This is a genomic window from Pandoraea sp. NPDC087047 (assembly GCF_044745225.1).
Classification (GTDB): Bacteria; Pseudomonadota; Gammaproteobacteria; order Burkholderiales; family Burkholderiaceae; genus Pandoraea.
This window is the reverse complement of record NZ_JBIUZU010000021.1, coordinates 11,861-30,390: the sequence shown is the minus strand read 5'-3', so window position 1 is coordinate 30,390 and position 18,530 is coordinate 11,861. Positions and strand designations below refer to the sequence as shown.

At 62.2% G+C, this 18,530-nt stretch carries 14 protein-coding genes, 1 tRNA gene and 2 pseudogenes; 10 read left to right on the top strand and 7 right to left on the bottom strand.

Features of this window, described 5'->3' with window-relative positions; all coding sequences use genetic code 11:
• Positions 1-30: 30 nt before the first annotated feature.
• The 6 genes from ACIPHM_RS24325 to ACIPHM_RS24300 form a co-directional block, all read right to left on the bottom strand.
• Positions 31-663, bottom strand: coding sequence for an exonuclease domain-containing protein (locus ACIPHM_RS24325; protein WP_400334189.1), 633 nt, complete (start codon positions 661-663; stop codon positions 31-33).
• Positions 664-1,018: 355 nt separating this feature from the next.
• The gene (locus tag ACIPHM_RS24320; RefSeq protein WP_400334187.1) at positions 1,019-2,065 is read right to left on the bottom strand and encodes a site-specific integrase; all 1,047 of its coding nucleotides are present in this window, start codon (positions 2,063-2,065) and stop codon (positions 1,019-1,021) included.
• A 153-nt stretch (positions 2,066-2,218) separates the two neighbouring features.
• Positions 2,219-2,293: transfer RNA gene (locus ACIPHM_RS24315), tRNA-Val, on the bottom strand.
• Positions 2,294-2,557: 264 nt separating this feature from the next.
• Positions 2,558-3,298, bottom strand: coding sequence for a DNA polymerase III subunit epsilon (gene dnaQ / locus ACIPHM_RS24310; RefSeq protein WP_400334184.1), 741 nt, complete (start codon positions 3,296-3,298; stop codon positions 2,558-2,560).
• Between the two features lie 132 nt (positions 3,299-3,430).
• Positions 3,431-3,877: a ribonuclease HI gene (rnhA, locus tag ACIPHM_RS24305; RefSeq protein ID WP_309391822.1), complete on the bottom strand. Its 447-nt coding sequence runs from the start codon at positions 3,875-3,877 to the stop codon at positions 3,431-3,433.
• An 11-nt stretch (positions 3,878-3,888) separates the two neighbouring features.
• Positions 3,889-4,776, bottom strand: a complete 888-nt coding sequence (locus ACIPHM_RS24300; protein WP_400334181.1) for a class I SAM-dependent methyltransferase — start codon at positions 4,774-4,776, stop codon at positions 3,889-3,891.
• Positions 4,777-4,790: 14 nt separating this feature from the next.
• Between ACIPHM_RS24300 and gloB the strand changes: the two genes are divergently transcribed.
• The 9 genes and pseudogenes from gloB to mdtD all read left to right on the top strand — a co-directional run bounded on the left by gloB (position 4,791) and on the right by mdtD (position 15,359).
• The gene (gene gloB / locus ACIPHM_RS24295; protein WP_400334179.1) at positions 4,791-5,618 is read left to right on the top strand and encodes a hydroxyacylglutathione hydrolase; all 828 of its coding nucleotides are present in this window, start codon (positions 4,791-4,793) and stop codon (positions 5,616-5,618) included.
• A gap of 373 nt (positions 5,619-5,991) precedes the next feature.
• Positions 5,992-7,686: a transglycosylase SLT domain-containing protein gene (locus ACIPHM_RS24290; RefSeq protein ID WP_400334176.1), complete on the top strand. Its 1,695-nt coding sequence runs from the start codon at positions 5,992-5,994 to the stop codon at positions 7,684-7,686.
• 285 nt (positions 7,687-7,971) lie between these two features.
• On the top strand, positions 7,972-8,133 hold the full coding sequence (locus tag ACIPHM_RS24285; protein WP_400334174.1) for a hypothetical protein: 162 nt from the start codon (positions 7,972-7,974) through the stop codon (positions 8,131-8,133).
• A gap of 1 nt (position 8,134) precedes the next feature.
• On the top strand, positions 8,135-8,887 hold the full coding sequence (locus ACIPHM_RS24280; RefSeq protein WP_400334171.1) for a lasso peptide biosynthesis B2 protein: 753 nt from the start codon (positions 8,135-8,137) through the stop codon (positions 8,885-8,887).
• 57 nt (positions 8,888-8,944) lie between these two features.
• Entirely contained in the window at positions 8,945-10,744 is a 1,800-nt protein-coding gene (locus ACIPHM_RS24275) for an asparagine synthase-related protein (RefSeq protein WP_400334168.1), read from the top strand.
• Positions 10,745-11,036: 292 nt separating this feature from the next.
• Positions 11,037-11,252, top strand: a pseudogene (locus ACIPHM_RS24270) (hypothetical protein); the annotation flags it as partial.
• 70 nt (positions 11,253-11,322) lie between these two features.
• A complete protein-coding gene (locus ACIPHM_RS24265; RefSeq protein ID WP_400334166.1) occupies positions 11,323-11,424 on the top strand; it encodes a hypothetical protein in 102 nt (33 codons plus the stop codon).
• A 263-nt stretch (positions 11,425-11,687) separates the two neighbouring features.
• The gene (locus ACIPHM_RS24260; protein ID WP_400334163.1) at positions 11,688-13,601 is read left to right on the top strand and encodes a propionate--CoA ligase; all 1,914 of its coding nucleotides are present in this window, start codon (positions 11,688-11,690) and stop codon (positions 13,599-13,601) included.
• 345 nt (positions 13,602-13,946) lie between these two features.
• A complete protein-coding gene (gene mdtD, locus ACIPHM_RS24255) occupies positions 13,947-15,359 on the top strand; it encodes a multidrug transporter subunit MdtD (protein WP_400334160.1) in 1,413 nt (470 codons plus the stop codon).
• A gap of 39 nt (positions 15,360-15,398) precedes the next feature.
• Here mdtD and ACIPHM_RS24250 read toward each other — a convergent pair whose 3' ends face one another.
• On the bottom strand, positions 15,399-15,713 hold the full coding sequence (locus ACIPHM_RS24250; RefSeq protein ID WP_400334157.1) for a DUF5076 domain-containing protein: 315 nt from the start codon (positions 15,711-15,713) through the stop codon (positions 15,399-15,401).
• Positions 15,714-16,479: 766 nt separating this feature from the next.
• On the opposite strand from ACIPHM_RS24250, the pseudogene ACIPHM_RS24245 reads away from it, so the two are divergent.
• Positions 16,480-18,530 (top strand): annotated as a pseudogene (locus ACIPHM_RS24245) (hypothetical protein); the annotation flags it as partial.

Genomic DNA, 18,530 nt, shown 5'->3' with positions numbered 1-18,530 from the left:
CCGGATCATGGTTACGACTGGGGGCGGGAATCATGCCGGGCCTGGCTGGCCAAAACCTCGATTATCGAGGTGCGAACATAGTAACGGGGGCGAGGCAGACGAGATCAGGAGGGAGAGTAGCTTCGCTACATTCAATGCATCGTCCAGCGCGCGGTGATGCGCCCCCTCAAATTCCATGCCGGCCAGTTCACATGCCTTGCGCAATCCAACGTCTTTGATTCCACCTCGAGCCTTGGAAAACCATCTCTTACCGTTGACGTGAGGTAGGGCGATCGGATCCGCTAAGCCGTAGAACCCACAATCCAGTGCAAGTTGACGCTGATCCCAGGCGCCCCAACTGGTCCAGAAGGAGTGAGGCTGTTGGTACGCGGTTACGAATTTGCGAAGCAAGCTTGCCGCACCGGAAAACGATGGGGCGGTGTCTACGTCCTCTTGACGAATCCCCGTCAATTCTTTGCAGAATGAGGTGAGTAGGGGGTTTCTGGTTGGCTTCACGAAAGTCTGAAAGCGCAGAGACGGTGCAGCCTCCGAGTCGGACCACCAACATGCCCCGATCTCAATGATTTCATTGGCATATTCGTGGCTGCTACTTTCGTCGGTACAGGTTGCTTCCAGATCGACGACGAGGATTCGCGATGTTGTTGGTCTATCCGTGGATTGCACTGCGCTCGCTCCTTTCGATTGTGCCTTGGTGTTCGTGACCAACGTGCTGCACGTTGAGCAACGTTGCCGTGCTGTATCACAACGTGTCGCACGGTATTTGTGGGCCTATTGAGGCGTTGCGGCGCATTGGGGGTACTCAAGGTAGTGTTGCTGCCGAGCGTAGGTCAGTGCCTTTTCTTGCGCCGACTCAGCGGCTTGTGACTGAACGACCCAATATACGTTTGCCCACAGCATCATCACGACGTCGGTAAAATCGAGTTTAGCCATGCTTCACCTCTTCGGTAGGTGTCAATGTGGTCAGGTTGGGCCTGCTGTTGGCGCAGCAGGCTCGACCGCTCCGGATCGAATGGAGTTCTTAGCCCAGCTTCAAGGCTAGGTCCGCGGCCCGAGGATGGTAGTAGCGTCTCAGCATTTGTACCGTCTTATGGCCAGTGACTGCAGAGAGCTCAAGAACATTGTCTAGTCGCTCGGCGAGGCGTGACGTTGCCTCGTGGCGAAGATCGTGGAAGTGAAGATCCTCGATGCGAGCTCGCTCGCAGGCGCGCACAAATGCCTTTTTTAGGGATTCCGAGGAAATGGGGAAGACCGCAGAGTTTGGCGTTACGCCATGCGCGGAGAGAAGCTCTAGCGTTTGAATCGCCCGAGTGCTTAATGGAACGTCACGCGCTTCCCCATTTTTGGAATCGTGGAGGCGTGCGTATCGTTCGGGAAGGTGAACATCTCCCCAGCGCAAAGACAGCATTTCGCTGCGACGCATGGCCGTTTCGATCGCCAAAATTACGATAGGGCGCAGAAATTCGTTTCTACTTCCACCTGCCTCAAACGTCCCGTTCTCAGACCTTGAGCCCAGCGAAAGCTCTGCCAACAGGCGTTCCTCCTCGCCGGGACGCAAACGCCTAGAGCGAGCCCGATTTTCCTTGGGGCGTCGAATTTGCGATACGGGGTTGATTTCGATCGGAATCGCCCATTCCTTTTGTGCCACGCTCAGAACGTGACCGATGAGCGTCAACTCTCGATTCACCGTCGATCCAGACACAGGCTTGGCACCCCCGGTACCGGTTAGGCGTCGATCCCGGTAGCGAGCGATGTTGTGGCCGCTAAGGTCTGCAATCTTGACCTGGGCTATTGGGTCGGTTTCGAGCTTGCGAAGCCGCAAGATCTCCAAGGATCCTCCCTTCTTCTGAGGAGACACCTCTTTTGCATATCGTTGGAAAAGATCCTTGAGCGCATGCCGCCTTGCTTGCGATCTGTCGACGAAACCCCCGCGGTCAATTTCGGCTTCGACTTGACGAGCCCACATTTCCGCTTCGGCCTTAGTGTCGAACGTCCGACTTTGCGCCGGATAGTCCTTTCTCCGGACGAACGCTCGCCAGTAGTTCCCGCGTTTTGAGATCGATGCCACATGCAGCTCCAGACAAAGTCTTGTTGAGGTCTGGACGCATTTTCTGACTGCACCGCTTTTGCACCAAAGGCTCTTGAACAGAGGTTCGACGACAAAAGAAAAAGGCCCTCGGCAATTGCCTGAGGGCCTTTTTCCGCGCGGTTCGCGCAAATTTGGTGGGTGGTACAGGGATTGAACCTGTGACCCCTGCCGTGTGAAGGCAGTGCTCTACCGCTGAGCTAACCACCCAAATCATTAACTAAATCAATGACTTAGTGTCGATTGCTGAAGTTTTGTTTCGCAATCAGGAGCAGAACTTTAACTGTTTTGGCAGTAGTCTGCAACCTTTCTTTTTATTTTTTTGCTGCCGCCGTGACGATATCTTTCGATCACTTCACGCCGTTCCTCGCGATGACTCGCAAGCAGCAAAGACAGCGATTATAGGGATGTTTCCTTCGTTTGGGAAGGCCTTCGTGCGAATTTTTCGCAAGACATGTCACATCCGGCGAGAAATCACGCAGCCGGTGACGTTTCGCCTTCCGGCGGTGCGGGTTCCTTGCGCCACATGCACGTGCCCTTCATGCCTTTATCGATGCCGTTGAGCACAACGTCATGCTGCTCGATCTCCTCGGCGGCGGCTGCGATCACCGGCAAATCGAACTGACGCAGCGAAATTTTTTCGCGCTGCGTACCGGCGCTGCCTTCGTCGTCGTCGCTATCGTCGATGACCAGGCTTTCCTGACCGCGCGTCATGGCGAGATAGACGTCGGCGAGCAACTCCGCGTCGAGCAATGCGCCGTGCAGCGTGCGATGGGAGTTGTTCACACCGAGCCGGTCGCAAAGCGCATCGAGCGAGTTACGTCGGCCCGGGAACATCTCGCGCGCCCGCAACAGCGTGTCGATCAGGCTCGAGCAGTGCTGCATGAACGGCGGCCAGCCGAGGCGCCCGAACTCCATGTCGAGAAAGCCCAGGTCGAACGCCGCGTTGTGAATGATGATCTCCGCGCCGCGGCAGTACTCGCGCAACTGTTCGGCGATCTCGGCGAACTTGGGTTTGTCGGAGAGGAACTCGGTCGTCAGGCCGTGCACTGCCAGTGCGCCCGGATCGCTGTCGCGCTCAGGGTTGATGTAGAAATGCAGGTTGTTGCCGGTCAGGCGGCGGTTGACCAGTTCGACGCAACCGATTTCCAGCAGACGGTCACCCGTCTTGGCATTCAGGCCGGTGGTTTCGGTATCGAGGATCAGTTGTCGCATGAGGTTCGATGGGGTCTCGTGTACTTTCGGAATTGGCGCGCTGTGGGCCATAAGGCCTCACGCAACGCGCGGATGATGCATTGCAACGGTGCGAACCGCGGCGTGCGCCACGTGCCACTCGTCGCGTGCTCGCTACCCGCGACGCAGACTCTCCACGCCGCGATTGGCTAACTGGTCGGCGGCTTCGTTGCCTTCGTGACCGGCATGGCCTTTCACCCAGCGCCAGTCGATCTCGTGCTTCTGCGAGACGGCGTCGAGCGTCTGCCAGAGATCGGCATTCTTCACCGGCTCCTTGGCGGCCGTCTTCCATCCTCGCGCCTTCCAACCGTGAATCCACTCGCTGATGCCCTTCTGGACATATTGCGAATCGGTGTGCAGCACGACATGGCAGGGTTTATTCAGGGCTTCGAGCGCGCGAATGACGGCGAGAAGCTCCATGCGGTTGTTCGTGGTGTTGGGCTCGCCGCCGAACATTTCCTTGCGGTGTTTGCCCGCGACGAGCAGGGCGCCCCAGCCGCCGGGGCCGGGATTGCCTTTGCAGGCTCCGTCGGTATAGATCTCAACTTGCGGCAAGGTCATCTCTCAAACAATCAATCGGACGCGTCGGTCGCCTCGGCCAGCCGGCGATGCGTGGTATTCGGTGTCGCCACCGGTGCCGCCGCCGGCTGGAGGCCGAGTATACGCTTGCGCACCTTGCCGACCAAGCGCATGCCTCGCACGCGCTTGACCGCGCGCACCGCATAAAGCGCGCCGAAGATCGGCCACCAGCGGTCCCCGGCCGGCTCCATGAACTCGAAGCGTTGTAGCCAATGCTCCCCGCGCAGGGGCGGACGATAGCAGCCGAAGCGGCCGCGATCGATATCGAACGACAGCAGCTTGAGCCAGTCTTTGAGACGCGTGAATGCGATCAGATCGGCGCCGGGCGGCAGAAACGGCGCCCCCGCGAGACGGCCCAGTTCTTCCCGGGCGCCCCACAGGCTCAGGTTGTTGAACCCGGTGATGATGACTTGCCCCTCGGGCACGAGAATGCGCTCGACCTCGCGCAGGATATCGTGAGGGTTCTCGGCAAACTCGAGCACATGCGGGAGGACGACGAGATCCGTGCTCGCCGTGGCGACAGGCAACTCGTCGAAACGGCTCACCAGAATGTCGCGGGCGACCCTCTCGGCAGCCACCGCGTTGCCCGACGGCGTGCCACCTGTCACATCGCTGGTGGTGCTGGCGATACCGGTCACGCTGGCGGCCTTGGTCATGAGCGGCGGGGCGTCGACGCCCCGCGCAGCGGGAAGAATGAGGCCGCGGTAGGGCATGCGGTTTTCACGCAGCGTATCGAGCTCGGGACGACCCAGCTGCAACGCGTGATAGCCGAACAGATCCCCGACCCATTGGTCGAAGAGGGCCTGTTCCCATGCGAGCGCGTAGCGGCCTGGCGGTGAGACGAGCCAGACGGGCCAGTCTATAATCGGACGTTCTGACATGGTGGCGAGTATATATGGATGCGCACGCAGATGCGGCGAGTGATAAGTCGGCCGGAACACTGACCGTTTTTCCCGTCCCCGCGTTCCAGGACAATTATGTCTGGGTCATCGATAACGGCAAAGATGCCGTGGCGGTCGACCCGGGCGAGGCCGCCCCGGTGCTCGCCTACCTCGATGCGCGCGGCCTCACGCTGCGCGCCATTCTCATCACCCACAAGCATGCCGATCACATCGGTGGTGTCGGTACCTTGCTAGAACGTTTCGACGTTCCGGTGCACGGCCCGGCGCACGAAGCGATCGCGTGCGTCGATCATCCGCACAACGGTGGCGAGACGGTTCACATCGCGGCGCCCGAGATGGTGCTTCAGGTGATCGACGTGCCCGGCCACACCGCCGGTCACATCGCCTACTTCCTCGGTGCCGGGGCAGCAGGCGCACCGCGTCTGTTCTGCGGCGACACGCTGTTCTCCTGCGGCTGCGGGCGTTTGTTCGAAGGCACGCCTGCGCAGATGCTCGCGTCGCTCGACGCACTCGCCGCGCTGCCGCCCGCCACGCTGGTGCACTGCACCCACGAATACACGCTCTCGAACATCCGCTTCGCGCTCGCCGTAGACCCGGACAACGTGGCGCTCAACGCCTGGCATCGGGAGGCGACCGCGCTGCGTGCCGCCGGCCGTCCCACCTTGCCCACGACGCTCGCCCAGGAGCGCGTGACCAATCCCTTCCTGCGCAGCGACGCCCCGCCGGTGATCGCGTCCGCCGAGGAACACGCGGGGCGCGCTTCGCTTTCCCGCGAAGCCGTTTTCGCCACCGTGCGCGGCTGGAAAGATACCTTCCGCTAGCCCCCGGGCCGGCCGTGGGCGCTTAATGTTGTCCACGGCGGCTGTCAACAGCGCGACGCGTCATGATCTCTGTCTCAGTACAGACGTTGACAGATGCATCGCTGCCTGCTCCGCCCTGACGAATCGCCCCGAATCTGACGTTTCAATGTCATGGCGACGGCATGGCACGGGCGAGAGGCGTCACAAAGCGCATCAAAATTGCGTCTCGCTTCGGCCACACTTCATGAAATCGATCTAAGGGATATCCCTTATTTTTGGGGCTTTTGGGCGTAAATTTTGCAAAAAAATTAGGCAGAAAGGTTGACGCATCTGAAGGGTTTCCTTACCATTCTTGCCAATTTCATGAAGATGCAACCCAAATCGAGCCCGATCAATGCGACTTATCGTTAGCTTGCTCCTGACGCTGCTTCTGGCAGCGTGTGCCAGCACAGCGCCGACCACAGGTGCATCGAATTCCACGCCCGATGCGCAGAACAAGACGCCTGTCGCCTCGACCGCCAAAGGCAAGCAACGGGTCTCCAGCGACCAACCGATCGACCTCGATAACGATTCGATCAACGATCTGGCCTACGGCAGCGACGACGCCGATCTCTGGTCACGTATTCGTCACGGTTTCGCCATTCCCGATCTCGACACCGATCTCGCGCAGGACCGCACGCAGTGGTACGCGCAGCGCCCCGAGTATGTCGAGCGCATGATCCAGCGTTCCGAGAAATACCTGTTCCACATTGTCGAAGAACTCGAGCGCCGTCATATGCCGACGGAGCTCGCATTGCTGCCGTTCGTGGAAAGTGCTTATAACCCGCAGGCGCTCTCGACAGCCAAGGCGGCCGGCATGTGGCAGTTCATCCCCAGCACGGGCAAGACCTACAACCTCAAGCAGAACATGTTCCAGGACGAGCGCCGCGATGTGCTCGCCTCGACGACCGCCGCGCTCGATTACCTCTCGAAGCTCTACGCGATGTTCGGCGACTGGCATCTGGCCCTCGCCGCGTATAACTGGGGCGAAGGCAACGTGCAGCGCGCCATCGACCGCAATCAGGCGCAGGGTCTGCCGACCGATTACCTGAGCCTGAAGATGCCGACCGAGACACGGTATTACGTGCCGAAGCTCCAGGCGATCAAGAACATCATTGCGCATCCGGATATCTACAGCGTCAAGCTGCCGGAAATTCCGAATCACCCGTATTTCGTCAGCGTGACCACCAAGCGCGATATCGACGTGGCGCTTGCCGCCAAGCTGGCCGATCTGCCGCTCGACGAATTCCGCGCACTCAACCCCTCGTTCCGCAAGCCGGTGATTCTCGGCGCAGCGCAGACGCAGATTCTCCTGCCGTTCGACAGCGCCGAAGTGTTCCAGCGTCGTTTGAAGAGCTACGACAAGCCGCTCTCCAGCTGGACGACGTACACGTCGGCGTCGCGCGAGCGTCCCGAAGACGTGGCGCGCAAGCTGGGTGTTGACGCTGCCGTCATCCGCTCGGTCAACAACATTGCGCCGCGCATGCGCCTGAAGGCCGGCTCGACGCTGCTGGTGCCGCGCTCGGACGACATCGACCAGGACATCAGCGCCTCGGTCGCGAGCAATGCCGTGCTGGCGCTGGAGCCGGATCTGCCCGACACGCGCAAGGTGATGGTGCGTGCACGCAAGCACGACACGCTAGCTGGCGTGGCATCGCGCAGCGGTGTGAGCGTGGCGCAGATCAAGAGCTGGAACCGCCTGCGTCGCGATACGCTGACCTCGGGTCAACTGTTGGTGCTGCACGTGCCAGTCAAGGACGCCTCTCGCGTTCTCGCCGCCTCGGCGCCGGAGCCGGTGGTTGCCGCGAAGAGCGACGACGATGCACCGCGCACGCGCATGGTGCGTGGTAAAAACGGCAAGATGATTCGCGTGGTCGACCGTCGCCCGGCCGCCAGCTCGGCAAAGACGACCAAGGCAGCGGCCGCCAGCAGCAAGGCAGCACCGTCGGCCAAAGTCGCAGCGAAGGCGCCGGCCAAGGCTCCGGCAAAGACGGTCGCCAAGGCCCCCGCCAAGCCTGCTACGAAGGTCACCAAGACAGCGCAGCGCTAAGCGGCAATAAGCCGCAGTAACGAACGCGAAGCACCCCGGAAACGCCCGTGAGGTTAGCCCTCACGGGCGTTTTGCGTTGTGCGTCCGGATTGTCTCCCTACGGCTCGCTACCTCCTGCATGCTCCGACGACGGCGCACGTCCCCCAAGTTCCTATACGAGGTTCACGTGTTCCTTCGGAAAATTCCCACAACTGCACCGGCTCTTGTTTCCTATGATGAAGACGCGGACGATCCCGTTCGTACTCACTTAAACAGTAATCCTAAATGAATAACGAAATGGGAATCATGAAAGAAGTGACCGAACTCGATGTGCTGGCCTCGGTGGGTGCCACGCACGCCACGCGCGGTGTCCTCGGCAACGACGTCGATGGCATCACGGTGCTGCCGCTGTGCTTCAAGCCGATTTGCATCCCGACGCTGCCGCCGGTGACCGGGAGTAATGGCTGAGGTGGCAGATTCGACGCGAATCGGAACCGGCGCGTGGGCGGACGCGCCGGTTTTCCGTCATCTGGCCCCCGATGTTCACGTCGCGGGTATCGACGCGCACATGATCGTACTCAAGCTCTCTCACGACCGCTATTTCAATCTTTCCTACGCACACTCGCAGGCGCTGCGCCGATTGATCGGATGGCGGCATGAACCGGCGGTTGCGGCCGACATGCTGCCCGCGATGCAGGACATGTTCGATGCCGAGGGCCTTCTCGCACCGGGCGAGCGTGCCACCCCCGACAGCCGGCTGGCGACGCGCGACATGGCGCCGCGCCTCGGCTTCGATGCCTGGCTGGCCATGCCCGGCGATCTGGGTTTCGGTGCTCGCACTCGCGACGTGATGCTCGCGAGCTACTGGCTCTGGCAAGCGCAACGCACCACCCGCAGAGCACGTATGGCCGGGGTGATCGACCGGGTGAACCACGCGCAGCAGGTTCGCCATACCCGTTACGGCTTGCCGGGTGACTACGCGCCGTACGTTGCCGCAATGCATCGTGCGGCCTTGGTCTATCCACAGTGCACGCCGTGTCTGCCGTGGTATGCGGCGCTGGCCATGTGGTGCGCGCACGACGGCTTGCGTCTGCAACTGGTCGTGGGTGTGCAGCGCCAGCCGTTCTACGCCCATGCGTGGGCCGAAGCGCAGGGGCGCGTGATTGGCGACGACCCGCGGCGTCGCGAGCAGCTTGCCGTGATCTACGAGACCCCCGCCTGAGTCGTGACGCGTGCCATCCAGCCGGATGTCACGTCCCCAATGCAAACGGAGCTTGTCATGAAACTTGCCCGCCTGAGACCAGGACCGGCCGAGCGTCACGTGCCGCTACCCGGCGCTGTCGTATTGCGCGGGCTGGACGGTCAGCCTGTCGCCCGCATTTGCCCCGAGGGGGGAGGCGATCGTCGGCATATGAGCGACCAGAGCGAGTTGCTCGCGTGGTATGTGAGCGGTCGCGTGTTTCGCAAGGACGACGGTCGCGAAGTTCAGCCGGCGCTCGAATTGGTGCGTCTGGCGCTGGAGTCGCCGGAGCGTTTCGTCGAGCAATATTGGGGGCATTACCGGATCATCGTGCACGACCGCTGGTGCGGGGCGACGCTCGTGCTGTGCGACCCGTGCGGCCACTGTCCCACCTATTACCGCTTTTGCCGCGACGGCGCGGTGCATGTCGCGGCCGACCCGGCGGCGCTCGTCGACGCCAGTCCTTCGTTCGATAGCGCCGCGCTCAAATCCTTCCTCGTGCATGGCGACGTCGGCAGCGTGCAATGCGCGTTGTACGACGTGGAGCGTCTGCCGCTTGGCCATGCGCTGTGGATCCCCGAGCGCGGTGCGCCGAAGACGCGCATCGTCTGGTGGCCGTCCTGGCAGCCGGAGGGCGGGCAGAGCGAGGTTCACGAGATGACGTCCGGCACGGGGCTGCTCGGCCTGTTGCGACGCTCTGCCGAGCGATGTCTCGGGGACCGGCCCGGCGTGCTGGAGCTGTCGGGCGGCGTCGAGTCGACGTCGCTGGCGCTGGCGCTCGCCCAATCGGGACTCGCCGGTCATTGCACCGCCGTGAATCACCGCGATCCGGCGTCGCCGTCGAGCGACGAATCGCATCATGCCAGCAGTGTCGCGCGACATGTGCGCATGCCGCTCGAACGTCTCGATATCGAATGCCCGGCGTTTTCGCCGCCCGCCACGATCCCCCGTCTGGCGCGTCCCGCCATGCACCTGTGCATGCTCGCGCAGCTCGACGCCGTGCGAGAGCGGTTGTCGTCGTATCGCGACCATCGTCTCGTGAACGGTCACGGGGGCGACGCCATCTTCCTCGCGCCTCCGCCCGACGGCGCCTTTCTCGACGCCTTCTCTGACCGCCAATGGCGCCGGGCCTTCGGCGCCTGGCGCGACCTCGCGGTGATGCAGCGTCTGCCGCTCTGGTGGGTCGCGCAGGGGGCGTTCGCCCAGTTGCGTCAGCGCCATGCGAATCCCCTGGCGACGCCGCAGGACGGCTTGCTAACCGCCGCGGCGTGTGCCGGTGAGTCGCGTTGCACGGAGCCGCTCGCGCAGGCGTGGCTCGCGCAATGGCCGCTACGGATGCGTCCCGGAAAGCGCGCACAGATTCTCGGCACGCTCGGCAATCTCCGCGATATCGAGGTCCACCCGTCGCTTGCGGCCCATGGCACGGTATTCCCGTTCTTGACTCAGCCCGTCGTCGAGGCCGGGTTCGCCATGCCGACGTACCGTCTCTTCAACGCGATGCACAATCGTTTGCCGTTGCGCCGCGCCGCTTATCTCGCCAGCGGTCTGCCGAATCTCTGGCGACGCGACAAGGGCATGATGACGGGCATCGTGGGGGCGGGCGTGGCGGCCAATCTGCCGCATGTGGAAGAGGTCTGTCTGGAGGGGTATTGCGCCGCGTCGGGATGGATCGATCGTGACGCGTGCCGTCGCGCCATCGGACGCATTGCCCATCATCATCTCGAATCGATGACGACGATTCGCCGTTTGTATGCCGTGGAGATGTTCGTACGCGGTTGGCGGCAGGGCGCAGGTCACGTGGATGGTGCCGACAGCACGGGCAGTGAGGCGGGGGCATGACGCAGCTAGCGGGTTGGAACGCACTGTGTTTCGTGCTGCGCACGCGCTGGATGCGGGAGACGGCGTCGTCGCGGCACCGGCTGTGGCTCGCCGGCGCGACGCTTGCGGCGGCCCTGATGCTCGGCCTGAGACTCGTGGCGCCGTGGGTGCTGGGCCTGGCTGTCGACGCGCATTTGCGTGATGGGGCGCGCCCAGCCCGTCGTAACAAACGTCAGCTTGCGGGGCGGGGCGGGCGAGTACGTTGCGATTGTCGGGTCCCTCGGGGGCAGGCAAATCGACCTTGCTGCGGCTGATGACGGGGCTCGCGCTGCCATCCAAGGGCGAGGTGCACGTCGATGGCAAACTGCTGTGCCGTGACCATGCGAGTGCGATGCGTCGCGTGACCGGGTTCGTCACACAGGACTGCCGACTGTTCGATCGTCCGCTGTTCGAGAACGTGGCCTATTGCGGCGGTTTCGCGAGGGAGGCACCGCCCGTCGACGGCCCCGTGCACGCCGAATTCATGCGGGTGACGTCGTTGGCGGAAGTCCCCGATACGGTGTCCGTCGCAGGACTGTCGGGGGGGCGAGCGTCAGCGCGTGAACATCGCGCGCGCCCTTTGGGGACGTCCGCCGTTGTTGCTGCTCGACGAACCGACCGCCTCGCTCGACGCCCTCACCCCCGAGCCCGATCTCGCCTGACTCCGCGTAATCCCCTAGCCGTTCGGGGGATGCGTGGGGCCGTCCGGTAAGCCTTCCGTAAGCGTCAACGCGCACACTGAACGCGAGACACGGTGCCCGTGTCCGACGATTTCATTGCACCGAAGCGAATTGCCGGTCGATGGCCCTGCGCCCTCGGCCCTGCCGGCCCGATCCGGCGCCACGCAAGCCTTTCCCCTGTCCGGCGTTGCCGGGTGCGGCACAAGGGTCTGCGTGAGCCTATCCAATATATGCAAGGAGACATCATGACTTCGTATGCGTCGTTTCACGCCCGTTCGATTGCCCCGGACTCGCGCGCGGCCTTCTGGGAGGAGCAGGCCCGGCTGATCGATTGGGAGACGCCCTTTACCCAGGTGCTCGAATACGACAAGCCGCCCTTTGCGCGGTGGTTCGTTGGCGGACGCACCAACATCTGCCACAACGCCGTCGACCGTCATTTGCCGTCGCGTGGCACGCAGAATGCGCTGATCTGGGTGTCGACGGAGACCGAGCAGGAGCGTGTCTATACGTATGACGAACTGGCCGCGGAAGTGAACCGCATGGCAGCGTCGCTGCAATCGCTGGGTGTCGTACGCGGCGAGCGGGTGCTGATCTATATGCCGATGGTGCCCGAAGCCTTGTTCGCGATGCTTGCCTGTACGCGTCTCGGGGCGATTCACTCTGTGGTGTTCGGCGGCTTCGCCTCCGTCAATCTCGCGGCCCGCATCGACGACGCGCGACCGAAAGTCATCGTCTCGGCCGACGCCGGCTCACGCAACGGCAAGGTCTTGCCCTACAAACCGCTGCTCGACGAGGGCATCGCGCTCGCGCAGCACAAGCCGTCGAGCGTATTGCTGATCGATCGGGGACTGGCGCCGATGGTGCGTGTGGAAGGTCGCGACGTCGATTACGCATCGTTGCGCGAGCAGCATCTCGATGCGTTCATCCCGTGCGAATGGATGGCGTCGAGCGAGCCGTCCTACGTGCTCTATACGTCGGGCACCACGGGCAAGCCGAAAGGGGTGCAGCGCGATACCGGGGGGTATGCCGTTGCGCTGGCCTCGTCGATGCAGCATATCTTCTGCGCCAAGCCGGGCGACACGATGTTCTGTGCGTCGGATATCGGTTGGGTGGTCGGGCACAGCTACATCGTGTATGCCCCGTTACTCGCGGGCATTGCGACGGTGATGTACGAGGGTACGCCGATTCGTCCGGATGGCGGGATCTGGTGGCGCATTGTCGAGAAGTACAAAGTGACGCAACTCTTCACTGCGCCGACCGCGATTCGCGTACTCAAGAAGCAGGATGCTGCGTATCTGACGCAATACGACCTGTCGTCGCTGCGGCTGATTTTCCTCGCGGGCGAGCCGCTCGACGAGCCGACGGCACGCTGGCTGACGCAGGGCGTCGGCAAGCCGGTCGTCGACAACTATTGGCAGACGGAGACGGGCTGGCCGATTCTGGGCATGGCGCGCGGCATCGAAGTCCTGCCGAGCAAGCTCGGATCGCCGGGCAAACCCGTGTATGGCTACGACGTGAAGCTGGTCAACGAGGCCACGGGCGAGGATTGCGGGCCGAACGAGAAGGGCGTGCTGGCGATCGAAGGGCCGATGCCGCCGGGGTGCCTGAGCACGCTCTGGGGCGACGACGAACGTTTCGTCAAAACGTATTGGCAGACGGTGGCGGGGCGCATGCTGTACTCCAGTTTCGACTGGGGCGTGCGTGACGAAGACGGGTACTACTTCATTCTTGGCCGCACGGACGACGTGATCAACGTAGCCGGGCATCGGCTCGGTTCGCGCGAAATCGAGGAGAGCATTGCGAGTCACCCGGCGGTGGCCGAAGTGGCCGTGATCGGCGTACAGGACGCACTCAAGGGGCAGGTGGCGATGGCGTTCGCGGTGCTGCGTCAGCCCGAACTGGCGGACACGGTCGAAGCGCGTCTCGCGCTGGAGGGTGACGTCATGACGACGGTGGACAGGCAACTGGGCGCGGTGGCGCGTCCGGCGCGCGTGTTTTTCGTCTCGATGCTGCCCAAGACGCGCTCGGGCAAGCTGCTGCGGCGTGCGATTCAGGCGATCTGCGAAGGACGCGAGACAGGCGATCTGATCACGCTGGAAGACCCGGCGGCGCTTGAGCAAGTCCGCGATGCGGTGAGCGGCAAGTCGCTGGCGGGCTAGGTGACGTGAGTAGCGTAGTGAGGATGTCTGGGGCGCCTGACGCGCTCGACGTTCCCTGATGAAAGACTGCGGCGCATCCGATTTTTCGGACGGCGCCGCAGTGCATTTGGGCGGTGGCTAGGGTTCGATATCGATCACCGGCGTCGCATTCCGACATGCGCTCGCACAACGCCGGTATGATTTCGCAGGTTGTTGCTGGCGCGAATGACGACGCGTGGAGCGGCTTACATGACGGTTTGCCGGTCGCTTGTTTGTGCCGTCCTCTCGCCAGACGTCTGTGCTCATGCCCCCTCATTGCTCATCGACATGACATCACCCAATCCGGCCGCCTGGCGGCAAAAAGCGATGCTTCTCGTGGTCTCCGTCGGCTTCTTCATGCAGACGCTGGACTCGACAATCGTCAATACGGCGCTGCCGGCCATGGCGCGCGATCTCGGTCAATCTCCCCTGCACATGCAAGCCGTCGTGATCGCCTATGCGCTGACGATGGCCGTGACGATCCCGTTGTCGGGGTGGCTGGCGGATCGGCTGGGCACGCGTGTCGTTTTTTCGAGTGCGCTGACGATCTTCTCCATCGGCTCCGCGATGTGCGCCTATTCCAGCACGCTCGACGCGCTGGTGGCATGGCGCGTGGTGCAGGGCTTCGGCGGTGCGATGCTGTTGCCGGTGGGCCGTCTGGCGGTGTTGCGCACATTCCCGCGCGAACAGTATTTGCAGGCGTTGGCGTTCGTGGCGGTGCCGGGCATGATCGGGCCACTGATCGGCCCGACGCTGGGCGGCTGGCTCGTGAAGGTGGCGTCGTGGCATTGGGTGTTTCTGATCAATTTGCCTGTGGGCCTGATCGGATGTATCGCGGCGCACTTCTTCCTCGCCAATGCGCGCGCGCCGCATCAGACGTCGTTCGACGTCAAAGGGTATCTGCTGCTCTCGGTGGGCATGGTGGCGACGTCGCTGGCGCTCGATCGCCATGCCGATATCGCGGGGGCGCATGCGCTGATGCTGGTGCTGCTCGTGGTGGGATTCGCGGGCTTCGTCGCCTACGGCCTCTACGCGAACCGAACACCGCAGCCGCTGTTCTCGCTGGCGATGTTCCGCGTGCATACGTTCAGCGTCGGGCTGCTGGGCAATCTTTTTGCGCGAATCGGTATCGCGGCGGTGCCGTATCTCGTGCCGCTGCTGTTGCAGGTCAGCCTCGGTTATTCCGCGTTCGAAGCGGGGCTGCTGATGCTGCCGATCACCATCACAGGCATTTTCGCGAAGAGTTTGGCGACGCGTCTGGTCATTCGTTACGGCTATCGGCCGGTACTCGTCTGGAACACGATTCTCGCCGGCGCGGTAATGGCGAGCTTCGCGCTCGTGACGCCGAACTATCCGGTGCCGTTGCTGATCGTTCAGCTTGGCATTCTCGGCGGCATCAACTCGATTCAATTTACGGCGATGAATACGCTCACGCTCAAGGATCTGAATCCGGACGACGCGAGCGGGGGCAACAGCCTGTTTTCTCTCGTGCAGATGCTGGCGATGAGCTTCGGCCTGACGGTCGGCGGGGCGTTGCTGGTGACGTTTACCGGTGCGTTCGGCGAAAGCGCCGGCGCGGGGGCGCTGCCCGCATTTCGCGCGACGTTCGCGTGTGTGGGCCTGATTACGTGCTGCTCGTCGTGGATCTTCGCGCAGTTGACCGATCGCGAACAGATGGCCACCGACGGCGGCGGCGCGCAGGCGCAAGCGGCGGTGACACCTCCACCTCCTGCGAATTAGTGACATTCGTGACGACGGTTGTCATTGGGGAGCGGGTCTTCAGTGAGGTTGCCGGGACGCATCGTCACTGGACAACAAGGACGGTGCGCTCAGTTCGTTCAGAAAGTGATCCCGCACCATGGCCAGCGAATCGGCTTCGGAGCGAGGATAGGCTTGTTGCAGGGCGTCTGATACTTGCCGGGCGATGTCCGCGAGGATGATGCCCCAGACCGCCTCTTCCGAGATCTTGCGGGTCTCCTGATACATCCCGACCTTCATCGAGCAGTACATCGTTTTTTCTGCGGTCCAGACCCGCAGCATTTCCACGGCGTCCTCGTCGGCCAAAACGGCATGGGGGATCGGGCATTCGTGCATCAAATTCCTCTCTGATCGTTAATCGGCTCGCGTGAGCCATGGGATGGGGCCGGAGGGCTCTGCGTTGTGCAAAAACCGAGCGTCGATGATGACGCGGTACATTGCCCAAACCCATCAGGTCGCGACCGTAGATTGCCTTGGTACTTGTCCGATAAAGCGGGGACGGTACGCGCGCTGCGCCGGCCAGGTAGGCGGGCAAGAAAGGCGACGTGAGGTGGGGGATCTCCCATTTGAGGCGTTCAAGCCGATACAACGCATGGTCTCTCCCGTGGAAATTTGCGCATGACGCCTCGTCGGATCGTGTCGTGATGCAAAGCCATCGATCCGCGCAAATATCTTCGGCAAGCCGCCAACTCAATAGGGTTCGTCGCTCTGATGAACCCGATCGACGCCGGGTCGAAGTCTGTTCAATGGGGGGGCGTCGCCCGACTATCGCTATAGCCGGATGTGCCTATGGTGTCGAAATAGGCGCTTGCCTAATTAATAATCCAAAGCAATTCATAGAATGAAGTCGTGGGGTGCGCATCTTTCATCACAACATATTCATTCTTTTTTACGACTCGCTTGCCATATTCCGATTGAATCGGATGCAGGTTTTTGCTGTGCTGTCAGGCAACGGCTCATGAGTTTGTGATCGCTCCCATTAGTTTTTTTTATTAAGTTAGGTGTACTTAATTTTATTAAGAATAATTGCGGAGCTAACATGAACAGAGCATCTCGAGAAAGTCGGAGTCGTGGGGCTGGTGTTGGCGCGGTGTCAGCAAAAATGCGTCGCAAACGCCTGAATAAGAATTGCGGGTATCCAATACTGACAAGACTGGCTTCGAGTCTGCTTGCTGTGGGCGTGTTGCTGCCGTCTCCAGTCATGGCGGAGTCGGGAGATAGGGTCATCAATATAAGCCGCAACCCCTCATTGGACTTCAAAAGTGCTCCCGCACAAGCCGTAACGCATGGGGATATCGCGATCGGTCTGAACGCCAATGCGAACTCCGGTCTTATTGGCAGTAACCCTTCCATCGCGATTGGCCACGGTGCAAAAACTAGCGTAACGCGTTCAATGGTCCTGGGCTCGTCGAACGGCGGCGGCGCCGTAGCAATCGGCGGGAACAGCCACGCTAGCGCCTACAATTCCGTCGCTCTTGGCGTGAATTCGTTGGCCGATCGCGATGCCATCTCGGATGTCGCCAACCCGCTGGCCTATGGCGCTGGCAACAACGTCAGCACAAGTGGGGGAGAGGTATCGGTCGGCGGCGGGCCCGTCAATGGCGACTCCTCGAATGTACTCCGCCGCCAGATCACCAACGTAGCCGCCGGCACGCAGGATTCTGACGCCGTCAACGTCAGTCAGGTCAAGAACGTAAAAGTGGTGGTCGACAGCAATGCCGCTGCCACGGCGTCAGCGCTCGGTGGCGGCGCGAGCGTGGGTGCGGATGGCAAGATCACGGCGCCGGCGTATCAAGTTGGTGGACGAACGGCTAACAATGTCGCTGAGGCGCTTGCCAACGTGGAAACCGCCGTCAGCAGCGCCGCTAAGGGCGTCAAAATCAATATCGCGAACAAATATGACGCCCCCGTTGCCGCAAAGGAGGGCGACATTGCCATCGGCCAGAACGCCATTGCAAACTCCCAGGGGCCTTCCGGTTCTCACCACGCCCTCGCGATCGGTTTCGGCGCAAAAGCCCGAGCCTTTCGCGCGATCAGCATGGGGCTGAATTCGACAGCCAGCGCTCTCGATGCGAGCAGCTTCGGCTGGTTGGCCGACGCCAACGCCGAAGGCGCGATGGCGATGGGGGCGCAAAGCGTTGCCGGAGCCAAGGACGCCGTCGCGCTGGGCCGGTCCTCTGTCGCCGACCGCGACCTCATTACGGGCACGGCAAACCCGCTGGCCTATGGCGCCGAGAGCACCGTCAGTACGAAACGGGGGGCGGTGTCGATTGGCAAGGTGGATGAGGAGCGGCAGATCGTCAACGTAGCCGCAGGTACGGCGGATACCGATGCGGTCAACGTCAGTCAGGTCAAGGGGGTAAAGGGGGTGGTGGACAGCAATGCCGCCGCCACGGCGTCAGCGCTCGGTGGCGGCGCGAGCGTGGGTGAGGACGGCAAGATCACCGCACCGGCGTATGTTGTCTCCGGTGCGACCCTCAATAACGTCGGCGAGGCGATTACGCAGGTGGATAATCGCGTCAGCGACTTCGATGGCCGGCTGACTCGACAGTACGAGGGCATGAATGAACGAATAGGTCAGGGCGTTATCGGCCTCGTGCAGCAGGAGGCCGACACTCGCCTCATCACCGTGGGCAAGGACACGGACGGCACGGAAGTCGACTTTGCCGGTAAAAACCGTGAAGGTAGCTCCATCGACCGCAAGCTGACGCATGTCGCCCCGGGGATTGTCAGCGCTTCCAGCGTCGATGCGATCAACGGCGGGCAACTTCACGCGACGGCGCAAAGCGCGGCAAGTGCGCTGGGCGGCGGTGCGGCCGTGGACGCCGACGGCAAGATCACGGCGCCGGCGTATGCCGTCGCAGGCCTCCCCGTCGATAACGTTGGCGAGGCGATTACGCGCGTGGATACCCGCATTGACTTTGTCGATAGCCATGTCAACTACGTTGATAAGCTCGTCACCGATGTCGGCGGTCGTGTCACCGAGGTCGATAACCGGCTCACCCGGCACTACGAGAGCATTAACGAACAGGTCGGCAAAAGTGCGACCAGTCTGGTGCAGCAGGATGCCGAGACCCGCACGCTCACGGTGGCCAAGGACACGGACGGCACGGAAGTCAGTTTTGCCGGCAAGGATGCTGAAGGCAACGTCAT